Raw genomic sequence first — 13,080 nt, 5'->3', positions numbered from 1 at the left:
TTTCTCATAATAGTACTTTATAAATGCAAATTTCACATATATAAACTATTTCTTTTTTACACTATTTCCAGAATTAACAACTGGAATGTCTTATGATCACTGATAATAAAATTTAAGAGTGGCAAAAATATATACTTCCAAATCATGCTTTTAGAGGCAGAACTTTGTATCCATTTAGGCTATAATTCAAAAAAAAAATATAAAATACTAAAAAAGGGCTTCAATTCTAGAATCGAAGCCCTCACTTTTAATCTTACTTAAAAGCTTATTATTATTCTTTAATTAAAGACTAAATATTTTGCAATTCTTCACGCATTCTTCCAAAAAATGGTTGTAATTCACTTAAAGGCTTATCTGTAATTCTAGAAAAGACATCATTGAATTTTTTATTCACTTCATTCATCTTTTTTGGTTTGTCTTCTTGTGATACTTTTCCGCTTTTTAATTGCTCTTGTACTGCCATAAATACAATAATGTAAGCGCTACGTGCATCTAATAATTCTTTTGATTGTTTAGCATCAAGACTGAATTCTTTGGTTGCTGCTTCTACAAAATATTTAATTTTCTTTTCTTGTGATTTGTTTTGTGCGACAGCACCAATAGATATCACCATTAATAATGCTACGATAATCTTTTTCATAATTTTAAAATTTAAAGTTGTTTTTTAGTTATATATTATTCTTTTGCCAAACGCGTACGTACTCAATTTCAAAATCAACTATTCCATCATCTTTATTTCCTTCCGGGCTATTCAATTCTAAATCTTCTTTACTACCTGGAACACCATGCCATGGAAACGTTTCTTGATCCAACCAAATTGAAATAGGTTTAGTTACTACATAGCCTTTTTCGAAACCTTTGGCTTTCGCCCATTCATCAATTTTTTCTTTAGAAGCTTCAGTAAAAAGTTTTCCATCGATAAAATATTTGATTCCGTTTTCATCCCATTCTACTCCATAGATATGAAAAGCATCTGCTACTCTAAAATCTAAAATATGGTGTTCCGTATAGACACTATTATTTCCTTTTACAGTCCAATCGTGAATAGACCACCACAATTCCTTGTCTAATTTTAATTTATTAGGTTGTCTATGGTCACCAAAGTGTTCAAATATATCCAATTCCAATCCTTGTCCCATTGCCCAAAAAGCACTTGTGATTTCAGCATCGGCAGCTTTACTTTTAATTTCCATGTACCCGTATTGGAAAAACTTTCTCCCAATCAAACAAGCGGTTGTTAGGTTTTCGAATTTACTTCTCGTATTGTCTTTTCCCCACGGTTTATCTAGTTTATCACTAAAAGGAAAATCAGGTTCCCAACGCGTTTCTAGAATTAACTTCCCATTTTCTAGTCGGTAGTTTTTTCCAGAAAACTGCGAAGGCGCACGTCCTATCCAAACATTTTTATTAGGTAAATCAGGATGTTTGTAAACAGGTTTTCCGTTTTCGAACTTTCCTACTACATACCATCTATCTTCATTTAAAGTGGGTGTATCAAACTCATCACTAACTTCTGTATTCAAAACCCATTTACCCGTATTATTAGGATCCGAAAGTGGCAAAATAGCCTTCTCCTTCTGAGCTTGTAATTGTACCAAGGGCAATAGTGCACATATAATAAAAAATCCTTTTTTCATTTCTTTATTAAATTAATCTTTAACCTCCATAAACTCCACAGGTGATCCATTGTGTACGATAAATGCAACACGAACTCCTTCTCCTGGAGAAAAAGTAGGTACTAAAATTTCCTTTCCTTCTAGAGCCTCTTCCATATTATCAACTAAATAAGCTACATGTGGAATGGTACGCATCATTTCAGGCATTGGGCTATCGGCATCAAACTTTACCCATTCCACACCATACTCATCTTTTGAAAAATCTGTAAAATGTATTTTTCCTGGCTCATAAAAACCATCCCAATTTTTCTCTTCGGTAGTTGGAATTCCAATATGACTAAATGGATATTTCATAATGTATTTTTTTTTTGGGTTACTAAACAACATCTCTATTCAAGCTAAAGCCTTCACATTCTCAAAAAAAAATATCTTTAATATTTCTTCTTGATACACAAAGTAAGCGAATAAGCTCTAAAACATAACAGTGAAAATTACCCACTACTTAGCTTATTTTACCTTTAGAATCCCTACTTACACCTAAAACAAAAAAACCGCAAAGAATCAATTCATTAAATCAACGCTTTGCAGTTTTTAAAATTATGATTCAAAAGTTAATCCAACAAGAATGCTTTGTCATAGTTAGGCATATTGGTACTAAACCACATTTCTTCCCCTTTTTTATTATCAAACCAGAGCGGTGTAACATGGGATTCGCTCCAAGTTTTAATTTCGCTAACCATTTTTTTAAGCATATCAGGATACTTAGCACTTAAATCTTTAGTTTCGCTAGGATCATTTTTTACATCAAATAATTTCCATTTGCTATTAGGTCCTGCTTTTACAATTTTGAATTCATCTTTTCTTGCTGCAATATCAGAGAAACCTGAACGGTAACGAACAGCATAAACCATATCATCTTTATGTGTGTTTTTTCCAGCCAAAAAGTTAGACCAAATATCTTTACCATCTAATTTCTTTCCTTCAGGAAGAGTGGCTCCTGCTAATTTTGCAAAAGTGGGATAAAAATCAATAGCTGACACAGCATAATCAAAACGTTTTCCAGCAGGGACTTTACTAGGCCAGTGAAAGAACATTGGTACACGGAAACCACCTTCATACGTATCTCCTTTTGTACCTCTGAGTGGATAATTATTAGCTCCATGCTCAATGTTACCACCATTATCACTCAAGAAAATTATCAGCGTATTCTCAAACTGTTTTGTTTCTTTCAGTGTTTTAACAATCTCACCTACTCCTCTATCCACGGCATATACCATCGCGGCATAGGTCCTACGGTCATTGTCTTTGATGTTTTCAAATACTTTTAAATCCTCCGCTTTAGCCTCTAGTGGTACATGAGGTGCATTGTAGGCTAAATACATAAAGAAAGGTTTCTTTTTATCTTTAGCTTCTTTAACCACACGAACAGCTTCTCTAGAAAGTGCATCAGTCATGTATTCCGTTTCCTCAACAACGATTTTATTATGCAATAAAGGCGTTAAATAAGCGTGAATCTTTTTGTTTCCATTTTTTACTTGAACGTCATATTGTGCTTTATAATCTTCTGGGAAATATTTATGTCCTCCTCCTAGAAAACCATAAAAATCGTCAAACCCTCTGTTATTTGGCTGGAAAGCTTCACCATATCCTAAATGCCATTTTCCTATGGCACTAGTATAATACCCTGCTTTTTGCATAACATCACTAATGTATGTTTCCTGGATAGGAATACCATCTTTTAAATTCATCCCTACATCAGGAAGGTTGTATGGGGCACCAAATTCATGCGGATAACGTCCTGTCATCAAGGCTGCTCTACTAGGCCCACAAAAAGGGTGTGCCACATAAGCCGATGAAAATATAGTTCCATTTTTAGCTAATTTGTCTAGTTCAGGAGTAATAATATCTTTAGAACCATTGAAACCAACGTCAGCATAACCGAGGTCATCACACAAAATAACCAAAATATTTGGTTTTGCCGCTTGAGCAAATATTGGCATCGTTGAAATTAAAAACAGGCTCATAAAAGCCAACTTGATTTGGATTGCAATACTTTTCATTTTATTTATAATAGATCATTAAAAATTATTCCGTTCCATTTTTATCAATGCATTCATTAAAAAAACAGCACTTCTACAAACTAAGGGTTTAAACAGCAATATCAAGCATTGTTTTTTACCAACTACTTACATTATTTTACCCTAAGTCTTTTCCAAACGATTTATTTTTTATGCCAAACTCTTAAATATTCAATTTCAAAGTCTATAGTTCCATTGCTTCCTACTTCTTCTTTTGTATCTGGAACACCATGCCAAGGAAAAGTTTCTTGGTCAAACCAAATTTTTATAGGCTTTGTGATGACAAAATTCTCATTAGATCCGTTGCCTCCATTATTCTTTAAAACATCATCATACGAATTGATAGCCGTTCTTGATACATCTCTAAATAACTTACCGTCAATATAAATTTTCACTCCATCAGCACTCCACTCAAATCCATAAACATGAAAAGCCGCTGCCACTCTAAAACCTAAATCTTGGTACTCTGTATAAGTCGTTCTACCCGAACCAGCACTACTCCAATCATGGATAGACCACCAAAGTTCGCGTTCCTTTCCTGCGGTTTCTTTAGAAGGTTGCTTGTGATCGCCAAACATTTCAAAAAAATCAAATTCAACACCTGATCCTGTTGCCCAAAAAGAACTGGTTACCTCACAATCAGCCGCTTTTGACTTGACTTCCATGTAGCCATAAGTAAACTCTTTTTTACCAATAATAGCAGCCGTGGTAATATTTTCATATTTTACCCCATTATCAATTTTTGTTGAAAAATTAAAAGTAGGTTCCCAACGGGTTTCTAATTTCAACATTCCGTTTTCAAGCCGAACATTATCCGTAGAGAATTGAGAGGGTGCTCTACCTATAAAATTAGACTGATAAACACCGCCTTTTCCTTGTATGTGCCATTTGGTTTCATCCAAAACTGCAGCATCAAACTCGTCACTAATTTCTTTATTCAAAACCCATCCTCCAGTATTATTGGGATCTGATAAAGGTGTGAGTTCTTTGGGCGTAGTCTCAATAATTTCTGTCTTTATTATTTCAACTACTTCGTCTTCTTTGGATTTAGTGCAACTTATCAACGTTATAAAAACAATTCCAAAAAACACAATCTTTTTATTTATATTCATACTCATAATTTTACATTTTTCACAAACCACTAACTAACCGACGATTATAAACCCAACTAACAAATAAAAGAAAACGATTTTGTATCTAATATTCTCATTTTACCCTGCTCTAAGCTAATTTTACCTTTCCTTTATTCTAAAACAAAAAAGGCAGTCCAAGAAAAATCCCCAGACTACCTTTTTTCAACAATTAAAAAACCTTTATACTTTTATCATTTTCTCTACGGATAATTTACCATCTGCTTTTATTCTTAATAAATAATTACCTGCTGGCAAACTAGAAATATCGATACGTGGTTTATCTTTGTTAGTCCCTTTAATTCTCTTCATTACTTTTCCAAACATGGATAAAATTTCAATCTCTAATACGTTTATCGGTTGATCAAAATTCAATACCAAATTTTATCATATGCTTCTCTGGTGTAATTTTTACCGCCTCCTAAAAAACCAAAGAAGTGATCAAATCCTCTATCCAAAGGTTGATAAGATCCCTCGACAAAACCTAAATGCCATTTCCCAAATGCAGCTGTATTATATAGTTTATTCCCTGATCCATCTTTTTGAATTAATTGGGGGAAAAAAGTTTCATTAGTAGGGATTCCTAATGTTGATGTGATATCATTAGGCAAATTATACTGAGCTCCTATTCTATGAGGATACACACCAGTTAATAATGCTGCCCTACTTGGTCCACAAAAAGGATGGGCTACGTGAGCATTTTTACAAATTATTCCATTATTGGCTAAAGCATCAATATTAGGTGTAGGTATAATTCCTCTATCAGCAGGAAAAACATCAGTATTGGTAGCACGATTAAACCCTACATCAGCATACCCTAAATCATCAGCCAAGATTACAATAACATTGGGCTTTGATGCTTTGGTCTGATTGCTTTTATTAATTCTATTCTGTGCCAAATTAGGCAATGAAACTAGCATGAAACTAGCTAGAAAAATATGTAAATATTTTATCATTTTTTTTGGTTTAAAAAGAGTTTAAAGAATAAAAACTCTAATTATTTATTAGTTAACAGAAACCTTTCTACGAAGACACAGAAGGCTTTTATACAAAATAAAACAAAAATCATTCTTTATTTTAACTTATAATTACCTCTCTATAACTGTATTTTATCGAGCACTTTCTGTTTTAAGCAAAAAAAAAACAGATGAGATACATTATCTGCCTTTTTAACAAACTAAATAACACACGTTTTAATTGATGATTATAATTTGAATCCCCATAAGTCCTTCATCAAATATAAATTTTAAAAATACACACTACTACTTAAATTCTCTAAAGTGATTGTTAGATTTTTCTCCGTTGAAACAACCGATTTCATTTCCTTCCCTAAAGTATTGTACAAAATATATTTTCCTGCATAGTCATTTTCTACCGCTAAAACATCTTTAGCTAGATTAGGATACACTTTAAATTTGAATGTGTTTTTGTCATTTTTTTGGCTAGCCAATAAAGTACCTTTTCTTATTAACAAAACATCATACGGTTTCTTGGTAGTAGTACTGGAAATCATTTTTTTGGTAATCAAATCAACAAAATCACTTGGTGCATCGGTAAAGGCTATTACCCTATCTGAAGTCCCTAGATTAATCAACAACTCTAATGGAGCATTATCAACATCTTTCCTTGTGAAACAAAACCCCCTACGGCATCACTCCCACCAGTATCTTTTTGAGTAAAATCAATAACCGGTTTAGGAATTGCTAAGGTGGAGCTCAGATTCCTTTTTATTATCAATATTGCAATATTAAAATTAAATGATTTGTTAGCAAATGAAACATCTCTTGCAGGACTTACCACTATTCCTACCGCATTATTAGGAAAGGTTTGCGTACCGCTTGCTCTATTGAATCGCATGATATCAACTGATGGGTGCGCGTTTTTATAATTCCTAATCGCATCTAAACTTGAATTAGAAATATTAAGAGATGCTGGCATAATAATCGCTTTTGGTGTGTAGCCTAATGAAGCTACTTTCGAAGCCGTAATAAATCCTACAGTTGCTAGATTAGTTTGAGCGCTTCGTAAAAATCTGTCATTTGACTGTATAACTTGCGTCCTGAATAGCTGACTCTGTACAAAAATAAATCAAAAATTCACGATTTGCAGAATAAGCCTTCAAAGCGCATTTCCGTTAGCGATCAATTCTTTCATTGTTCTTCCTTAATCATCATAGGCTACAGGTTGTGTCGAGGCTGATCCCACTACACCGCTCGAAGTTGCATTCGACTTAAACTAACCATAATCAGCTGCTGGAGTTGTAGGCGTAGTATCACGATTGCACCACCAAGTTGTTAATCATACTCAAACCCAAAGAAAACCCCATCCATAAAGCCGGACGGATATATCCTCGAGATAATTAGATATTTCCCCAAGCATTACTTAACAGATCATGCCATTCCGCATCAAAAAACAGTTTTGTAGGATGTAATGATTTGGCAAAATCGAGAGTGATGGTTTGCTCTCTCCAGTCTAAAAAATGACAATTTTTCCAATCAGAATATCGATCGTTATGGATTCTAAAAGTTTCATTGGGAACCACCTGAAAATCAGCTCCCATCATTTCCTGTAAATCTTATTGATACTCAATATCTATACCATCATCTCCTCCGTCTTCTTGAAATTGCTTGCCTAACAACTTAACTAAAACAGGCGAATTTGGATCAGATTAACGTATATTGCCATTTAATGACAAGGTTTAAGCATTAACTCTGTCCATATTAAATCGACACCAATCATACCATGAAGGCGTTCCTCTGTTTACGGTTTGCAACGAGCAAGTATATTTATCTATATCCGCCTTGAAACTTGCAAAATTCACATTGCCATTAAAAGGAGCATATACTACGTTTAGATTAGCAATCGTTCCATATTTGGATTGCAAAAAACTTTCAAATTTAAGATAAGTATATTCCGAGACTCCTGTACTAGCTCCCGGAGCTCCTTGCTCTAATTCCCAGTGAGGTTCATTCATTATCACATGAACTAAAGGTGTTGTCCCTGCCTTAGACACAATTTGTGAAACAAAAGGAACCATCATATTCTGATTATAGGTTGCTAATCCAGGATAATCAATATCATAATGAACAACAGCTCGAGGATATGCCCCAATATTAGGATTTGCCGTAATCATCCAACTAGGAAGATTGGTATGTGTAAGATGTATTTGTTGTGGCACTTGACCTTCATTTATATTACTCGCCATTGCATTAGCTTGATTTAATGCATAATTAGGTGTTATAAATCCATCCGGTGATTGTGTTTGCGCAGGCGAATAAAAAGCACTTCCTTGAAAACTTACAGTATTCATTAAATTAGTAGTGGCAGGTATTCCCCACAAGGTGCTCGGAAAAACAACTTTTGTATTATTGTTTATTTTATAAAATGCTCCGTCTAATTTTACATTTGGTGCCTCAGTGACAAAATTAGGTGTAGGTGATAAAACAGTGCTATCTGTTTGTTTAATTCACTAATTGAAAAATCTAGTACTTTAATACAGTCATAGAGTTCTTGAAAAGGCGCTACTTTGGCTGGATCAGCGGGTGCGGTAACACCATAAAATTCCAACTGACTTTTAGCACCATTATAATGTGAAGTTAAGGTTTTATAAACAGTATTTAAGGTCGAATAATTGTTGAAATCCCAAGTAGCATATTTAATAAATTCATCAACTGTTAATTTAGATCCTACAGCGTAAGCTACTTCTAAACTTTGGCCTTGAGCCTGAACAATTAAGTTATCATGAGTTGATTTCTTAGCATTAACTTGACTCAAAAGATTGTTCCATCCACTAGTATCATAGTGTCCAGTATAAATCACTTGAGAAAAACTTAAGAGAGGCAATAACAGCGTCAACAACAATAAACGTTTGAATAATGTATTTATAGAATTACTAAACAATAAAGTAATTTTTGTCATAAAATATTGCTTTAATATTAAGAAAAGTAAAAAGTATTAGAAATAATAACCAAACTTACAAAAGAGAATATGATAAGATTAACCCGAAATTATCAATAATTAGCTAATTATAAACCCAAAAAAAGAGGATGAAAAATCACCCTCTTAAGTTATCATTTTGCAAAACCACATTATAATTTTGTAGTTGTACTATTTTAAAAAACACTACTTTTTATCCTTTAACTCCACAAATAATACCTCATTAGGTTTTAATATCGGTTGAGAAGACACTGCTATTCCATTAATTAAATCATAGCAACTAGTTCCATTTTTAGCTTTTTTTAACTTAATAGTCAATTTTGCTTCGTTCTTACCCATATTAATGATAGACAGTACATTATTACCTTTTTCATTCTTGACACATTTCCAAGTACAGCCTTTTAGACTTGTCCCATTCTCTTCAACAATAAGCACTTCAGGTAGATGCTTTTTTTGTTCTACAATGGATAAGGCTTTTGACTTCATTTCAGCAATAGCATTAACTACAATCAGTTTTCCTTTACTTTCTTTCAATGCTGGTAAACTAACACCATACTCATTAGATTTCAAACTGACATCATCCACTAGTACGACACCTCCTTTATCTAAATAACTTTGAATTTGCTTTAATTCATCCTGAGTCACGCGTTCTGTTTTTCGCACTAAAACCACATCCCAATTCGAATGATTTTGTTGTTCCAATATTTTTTTTGTTGCAAAACCCAACGGAACACCCTCAAAGTTTAATGACTCGTATAGTTTAAATAAATCATCCATATAGTCTCTTTTGTTATGAGCCGAAGTGACGGAATAAAAAATCCGAATAGGTTTTGCTTGGCGCTGCATTGCCATAATTTCCTCACTATAGGTATTCAAATCCATCATCGTTGAATGCAACTCATTAGTGACGCGAGGTTGCTGGTTGTTGGAACCGCCATACGCATTGTCTTTAAAGTTTTCTTTCAAAGAACCATCCGCTTTTCTAGGCCAATACCATGTCTGTGAAGCATTCATCCCTAAGGTGTGCGCAGCCCAATAGGCAGCCCTTACGTACTTGGGATTCATATACAAATCACGTGTATGTCCTGTACTCAACAAATGACTTTCTGTATTAAAATTAATTTGATTAGGACGTACCGATTTCAAAAAATCATACCCTAAAAAAAGTTCTCTCCAACCAAAAACATAATTGTCTTGCCAACCTTCTTTTTCTTTTTTAGTATTATTGTAATGTGCCGCACAATCATTACCATTGATTTCGCTCAACTCTGTTAGTCTCTCCAAATCAATACCCGTACAAGGGTCATTATCAGTAAAAAATGAAGGCATAATCTTCAAATGTGATTTAGCTTTTGGATCATTCTTACGAAGCTCACCTTTCATCCATGTAAACCAATCGACCACACGTTGATCATTAAAGGTGTTCCAATCGTACCACTGCGCTGTTCCTACTAAGGCAATATCAATAGGAATATCCAATTTTACCGTATCAAAAGAACTGAAATTCGTTTTCCACAATTGGTTTAAATTTGCAATAGAATGGTGTTTGTTTTGCAACCAAACTTTAAATTTTTCGATGGTATTTTCACCTACGCTGCTGTTGTACCATACTTTCTTAGTACTATCTTTATAGGTAATCCAACGGGGTTCATTGGCTAACATATATCCTAAAGCATTGTACTTTTTGCCTGCCATTCTCGAAACCGTCTCTTTAAATAGATTCGAAATAATCTCTTTTGTTCCCTGCTGGTCAATATCATAATGATAAAATGGCCCTCCCATCAATTGGGTCGCTTCAGTCCCTACTTTGCCACTGAACCAGTCTGGCATATGCCCACTATCTATGAAAACAAACCAAGGTCGCTTGTCGTTTTTGGTATCCAAGTCTTTAATGACAGAGTGCTGAATCGTTCCTTTTTCATCCAAAACTTGTTTCGGGGAAATATAATGTCCTCCCTTGTTTCCAAAAAATTCGGTTAATATAGGCACATCTGGTTTCCAAGTGTAATCGGCTAGAAAAACGGGACGTTTGTTGTAGGTTATTTGGTCTTTTTCGATAATAACTTTATCCCATTCGATATTCGGCGCTGGTTTTCTTATTACTTTTCCTTCTTTCAAAAGTGTGATATAGGCAATGGCTTCGTCCAACATTTTAACCACATCAGCACGTTCAAAATTAGGCAAGTCTTGTGCCATTTGCGCAGCATTGTTTCTATAAGGAGTGGTCATCTTGAACAAATTCGTGTTTTGTTCGATGTTTTTGGCATCCCAATTAGCAAAGTCTAAAAAAACTTCCGCGGTGCGCACAGTCATTTTTTCTTTCAATACATCCTTACCTTGTTTTTCAACTTTAGCAATTAGTCCGTTTAACGTTTTTATTTTAGCTTGTGCATCCTTCTCAAAATCTTGAGCGAAGCTTGTCCCTATCATTCCTAGAATAAACAATAGACTTATTAATTTTGAATGTTTCACTGGTTTAATTTATTTAAAATCCTAACTTATTTATCTCTCTTTTATAGTCTTGCAAGTACTAATATCTAGATCGTCTTTTGAAAAATCTATAACAAGACAAAAGAAATCAACGGTTAGAAAAATAATTACATTTACAAAAACTATTTTTCCTTCCTTTAATTATAGCCCCCCACGCAGGTTCTTTGTTTATTACAGAACTATTCTTTTAGAATTACCATTAATAATATCATTCCCTAGTTTCATTATGCGTAAAATTTACATCAATTGAATTAGTGTTGTAAAATCTGAATAAATTTAATCTAAAAGCAATGAGCCCGATATAGTATCGAGCTCATCCTTTTCAAAATCACTTATAAAATTGTGAAAACTTTTGATATCACTTTACACAAAGTGCTTTAGAAATATTTTGACTATAAAATAAAAAAAAAATTACTTAACATTTTTCATTTCTTCTTGCATTTTTTGAAAAAATGGTTGTAATTCAGCATACGATTTACCTGTTATTTTAGTCATCGCACCATTAAAGTCTTTAGAAGCTTGCTGACCTATTTCTTTTTTTTCATCTGCAGTAATTTCTCCCTTTTTTAATTTTTCGGCTGAAATAACATATGCCATTACCACAGTAGTACGTAATGTCGTCAGGTCTTTTTTCTGATTATCAGATAGTGCAAATTCTTTTACTGCCGAATCAACAAAATAGTTGATTTGTTTTTGTTGCCATTTATCTTGTGCAAATGATGCAGTAACTGCCATTAGTAATGTAAGTACTAAAATAATTCGTTTCATAGTTTAATATTAATTGGTTTAATAATCAATAAAGTTAAAAATAAAACCGTAGTACCATAAGGCCTATTTTACCCTAAATAAGACCAAAATTATCCTTTCTAAAAAACTAACCTTTTCAAATTAACAAAATAATAGTAATTTTAAAACACTATTAAAAATTATTTTAGAAGCTTTTTCAACTTAAAAAAATTAAATCAGACAACCAATACATCAGATTTTTACAAAGCAGATTTGTAATTCTTAGGTGTGCTACCCTTGATATGTTTAAATTGTTTATTAAAATTGGTAATGGATTTATAACCCACTAAATGACTTACTTCTGAAATCGGTAAGTCCTCTTGTATCAATAAACGCAAAGCATTACGTATACGAACTTCATTCAAAAACTCTGTAAACATTTTATTAGTCATTTTTTTAAAAAATCGACAAAAAGAATTGGATACAAGCAATATCTGCCACTTGTGTTAAATTAATATTATTAGCATAATTATCAGAAATATGCTTAATTACCGTATCTAATCGACCAGAATCATCTGTTATTAACTGGCTCATATCTGATGAGGACAACAATTCATTTTCTGGCGATAATGACAATCGGTGTAACAAACCAAGAAACTTTATCAATTGTTCCGCTAGGGACAAATCCACAATTTCAATCAAATCGTTGTGTAGTTTTTCACTTAGATTTTTACTGAAGGATACACCAAATTTAAATTGTTCCAACAAATGATTGATTCCTGAAAATTCTGGATTATTGAAGGTTCCTTCTCCTAAAAAATTCTTAGTGAATTTTAATATTATGGTTTTCAAATGAGTATCCTGATTTTCATCAAAATACGAAGGATCGTTACGCCATTAATGAGGTAAAAAAGGACCAACCAATACCAAATCACCTGGTAAAAAATGAGAAACATTATCTCCTACAAAACACACACAATGCTTTCAGAGATGTACAACAATTCAAATTGTGAATGATAATGCCAAAAGGAATCTTTACAAGGCACTAAAGCCGCTCGGATATTCAAATGAGCATTCCCAAAATTTTCGGGGTTTTTTAAAATT

Annotated in this window: 16 protein-coding genes; all 16 read right to left on the bottom strand. The window is 33.3% G+C overall.

The genetic code is table 11. The annotated features are described in order from the left end of the window. Nucleotides 1-289 precede the first annotated feature (289 nt). A complete protein-coding gene (locus tag LXH21_RS14815; protein ID WP_239867627.1) occupies nucleotides 290-640 on the bottom strand; it encodes a hypothetical protein in 351 nt (116 codons plus the stop codon). Nucleotides 641-668: 28 nt separating this feature from the next. Next, nucleotides 669-1,637: a family 16 glycosylhydrolase gene (locus LXH21_RS14810; protein ID WP_239867624.1), complete on the bottom strand. Its 969-nt coding sequence runs from the start codon at nucleotides 1,635-1,637 to the stop codon at nucleotides 669-671. A 12-nt stretch (nucleotides 1,638-1,649) separates the two neighbouring features. Continuing rightward, nucleotides 1,650-1,970 carry a hypothetical protein gene (locus tag LXH21_RS14805; RefSeq protein ID WP_239867621.1) on the bottom strand — a complete coding sequence of 107 codons (321 nt, stop codon included), beginning with the start codon at nucleotides 1,968-1,970 and terminating at the stop codon, nucleotides 1,650-1,652. 257 nt (nucleotides 1,971-2,227) lie between these two features. Further along, a complete protein-coding gene (locus LXH21_RS14800) occupies nucleotides 2,228-3,676 on the bottom strand; it encodes a sulfatase family protein (RefSeq protein WP_239867618.1) in 1,449 nt (482 codons plus the stop codon). Between the two features lie 161 nt (nucleotides 3,677-3,837). Then, nucleotides 3,838-4,806, bottom strand: a complete 969-nt coding sequence (locus LXH21_RS14795; protein ID WP_239867615.1) for a family 16 glycosylhydrolase — start codon at nucleotides 4,804-4,806, stop codon at nucleotides 3,838-3,840. 201 nt (nucleotides 4,807-5,007) lie between these two features. Then, on the bottom strand, nucleotides 5,008-5,199 hold the full coding sequence (locus tag LXH21_RS14790) for a T9SS type A sorting domain-containing protein (protein WP_262916219.1): 192 nt from the start codon (nucleotides 5,197-5,199) through the stop codon (nucleotides 5,008-5,010). After that, on the bottom strand, nucleotides 5,196-5,780 hold the full coding sequence (locus LXH21_RS14785) for a sulfatase-like hydrolase/transferase (protein WP_239867608.1): 585 nt from the start codon (nucleotides 5,778-5,780) through the stop codon (nucleotides 5,196-5,198). Before LXH21_RS14785 ends, LXH21_RS14790 begins: the two co-directional genes overlap by 4 nt. A gap of 290 nt (nucleotides 5,781-6,070) precedes the next feature. Next, nucleotides 6,071-6,421 carry a T9SS type A sorting domain-containing protein gene (locus LXH21_RS14780; protein ID WP_239867605.1) on the bottom strand — a complete coding sequence of 117 codons (351 nt, stop codon included), beginning with the start codon at nucleotides 6,419-6,421 and terminating at the stop codon, nucleotides 6,071-6,073. Nucleotides 6,422-6,423: 2 nt separating this feature from the next. Beyond that, complete coding sequence (locus tag LXH21_RS14775; RefSeq protein ID WP_239867602.1) at nucleotides 6,424-6,762, bottom strand: hypothetical protein; 339 nt, start codon at nucleotides 6,760-6,762, stop codon at nucleotides 6,424-6,426. Between the two features lie 421 nt (nucleotides 6,763-7,183). Further along, nucleotides 7,184-7,387: a hypothetical protein gene (locus tag LXH21_RS14770; protein ID WP_239867599.1), complete on the bottom strand. Its 204-nt coding sequence runs from the start codon at nucleotides 7,385-7,387 to the stop codon at nucleotides 7,184-7,186. Nucleotides 7,388-7,522: 135 nt separating this feature from the next. Beyond that, a complete protein-coding gene (locus LXH21_RS14765) occupies nucleotides 7,523-8,134 on the bottom strand; it encodes a hypothetical protein (protein WP_239867596.1) in 612 nt (203 codons plus the stop codon). Nucleotides 8,135-8,223: 89 nt separating this feature from the next. Next, on the bottom strand, nucleotides 8,224-8,742 hold the full coding sequence (locus LXH21_RS14760; RefSeq protein ID WP_239867593.1) for a hypothetical protein: 519 nt from the start codon (nucleotides 8,740-8,742) through the stop codon (nucleotides 8,224-8,226). Between the two features lie 204 nt (nucleotides 8,743-8,946). Then, complete coding sequence (locus LXH21_RS17305; protein ID WP_239867590.1) at nucleotides 8,947-11,232, bottom strand: beta-galactosidase; 2,286 nt, start codon at nucleotides 11,230-11,232, stop codon at nucleotides 8,947-8,949. Between the two features lie 429 nt (nucleotides 11,233-11,661). Continuing rightward, nucleotides 11,662-12,018, bottom strand: a complete 357-nt coding sequence (locus LXH21_RS14750; RefSeq protein WP_239867587.1) for a hypothetical protein — start codon at nucleotides 12,016-12,018, stop codon at nucleotides 11,662-11,664. Between the two features lie 218 nt (nucleotides 12,019-12,236). Next, nucleotides 12,237-12,428, bottom strand: a complete 192-nt coding sequence (locus LXH21_RS14745) for a helix-turn-helix domain-containing protein (protein ID WP_239867584.1) — start codon at nucleotides 12,426-12,428, stop codon at nucleotides 12,237-12,239. 4 nt (nucleotides 12,429-12,432) lie between these two features. Then, on the bottom strand, nucleotides 12,433-12,828 hold the full coding sequence (locus LXH21_RS14740; RefSeq protein ID WP_239867581.1) for a hypothetical protein: 396 nt from the start codon (nucleotides 12,826-12,828) through the stop codon (nucleotides 12,433-12,435). Between the last annotated feature and the right edge of the window lie 252 nt (nucleotides 12,829-13,080).

The sequence above is a fragment of the Flavobacterium algicola genome (assembly GCF_022399565.1).
In the GTDB taxonomy this organism is placed as follows: Bacteria; Bacteroidota; Bacteroidia; order Flavobacteriales; family Flavobacteriaceae; genus Flavobacterium; species Flavobacterium algicola.
This window is presented reverse-complemented; position numbering and strand designations above follow the sequence as displayed.

Bases quoted from the DNA above. Each gene is read 5' to 3' on its own strand.
- LXH21_RS14815 (WP_239867627.1), bottom strand. From the start codon at position 640: ATGAAAAAGATTATCGTAGCATTATTAATGGTGATATCTATTGGTGCT.
- LXH21_RS14810 (WP_239867624.1), bottom strand. From the start codon at position 1,637: ATGAAAAAAGGATTTTTTATTATATGTGCACTATTGCCCTTGGTACAA.
- LXH21_RS14805 (WP_239867621.1), bottom strand. From the start codon at position 1,970: ATGAAATATCCATTTAGTCATATTGGAATTCCAACTACCGAAGAGAAA.
- LXH21_RS14800 (WP_239867618.1), bottom strand. From the start codon at position 3,676: ATGAAAAGTATTGCAATCCAAATCAAGTTGGCTTTTATGAGCCTGTTT.
- LXH21_RS14795 (WP_239867615.1), bottom strand. From the start codon at position 4,806: ATGAATATAAATAAAAAGATTGTGTTTTTTGGAATTGTTTTTATAACG.
- LXH21_RS14785 (WP_239867608.1), bottom strand. From the start codon at position 5,780: ATGATAAAATATTTACATATTTTTCTAGCTAGTTTCATGCTAGTTTCA.
- LXH21_RS14775 (WP_239867602.1), bottom strand. From the start codon at position 6,762: ATGCCAGCATCTCTTAATATTTCTAATTCAAGTTTAGATGCGATTAGG.
- LXH21_RS14770 (WP_239867599.1), bottom strand. From the start codon at position 7,387: ATGATGGGAGCTGATTTTCAGGTGGTTCCCAATGAAACTTTTAGAATC.
- LXH21_RS14765 (WP_239867596.1), bottom strand. From the start codon at position 8,134: ATGAATACTGTAAGTTTTCAAGGAAGTGCTTTTTATTCGCCTGCGCAA.
- LXH21_RS14760 (WP_239867593.1), bottom strand. From the start codon at position 8,742: ATGACAAAAATTACTTTATTGTTTAGTAATTCTATAAATACATTATTC.
- LXH21_RS14750 (WP_239867587.1), bottom strand. From the start codon at position 12,018: ATGAAACGAATTATTTTAGTACTTACATTACTAATGGCAGTTACTGCA.
- LXH21_RS14745 (WP_239867584.1), bottom strand. From the start codon at position 12,428: ATGACTAATAAAATGTTTACAGAGTTTTTGAATGAAGTTCGTATACGT.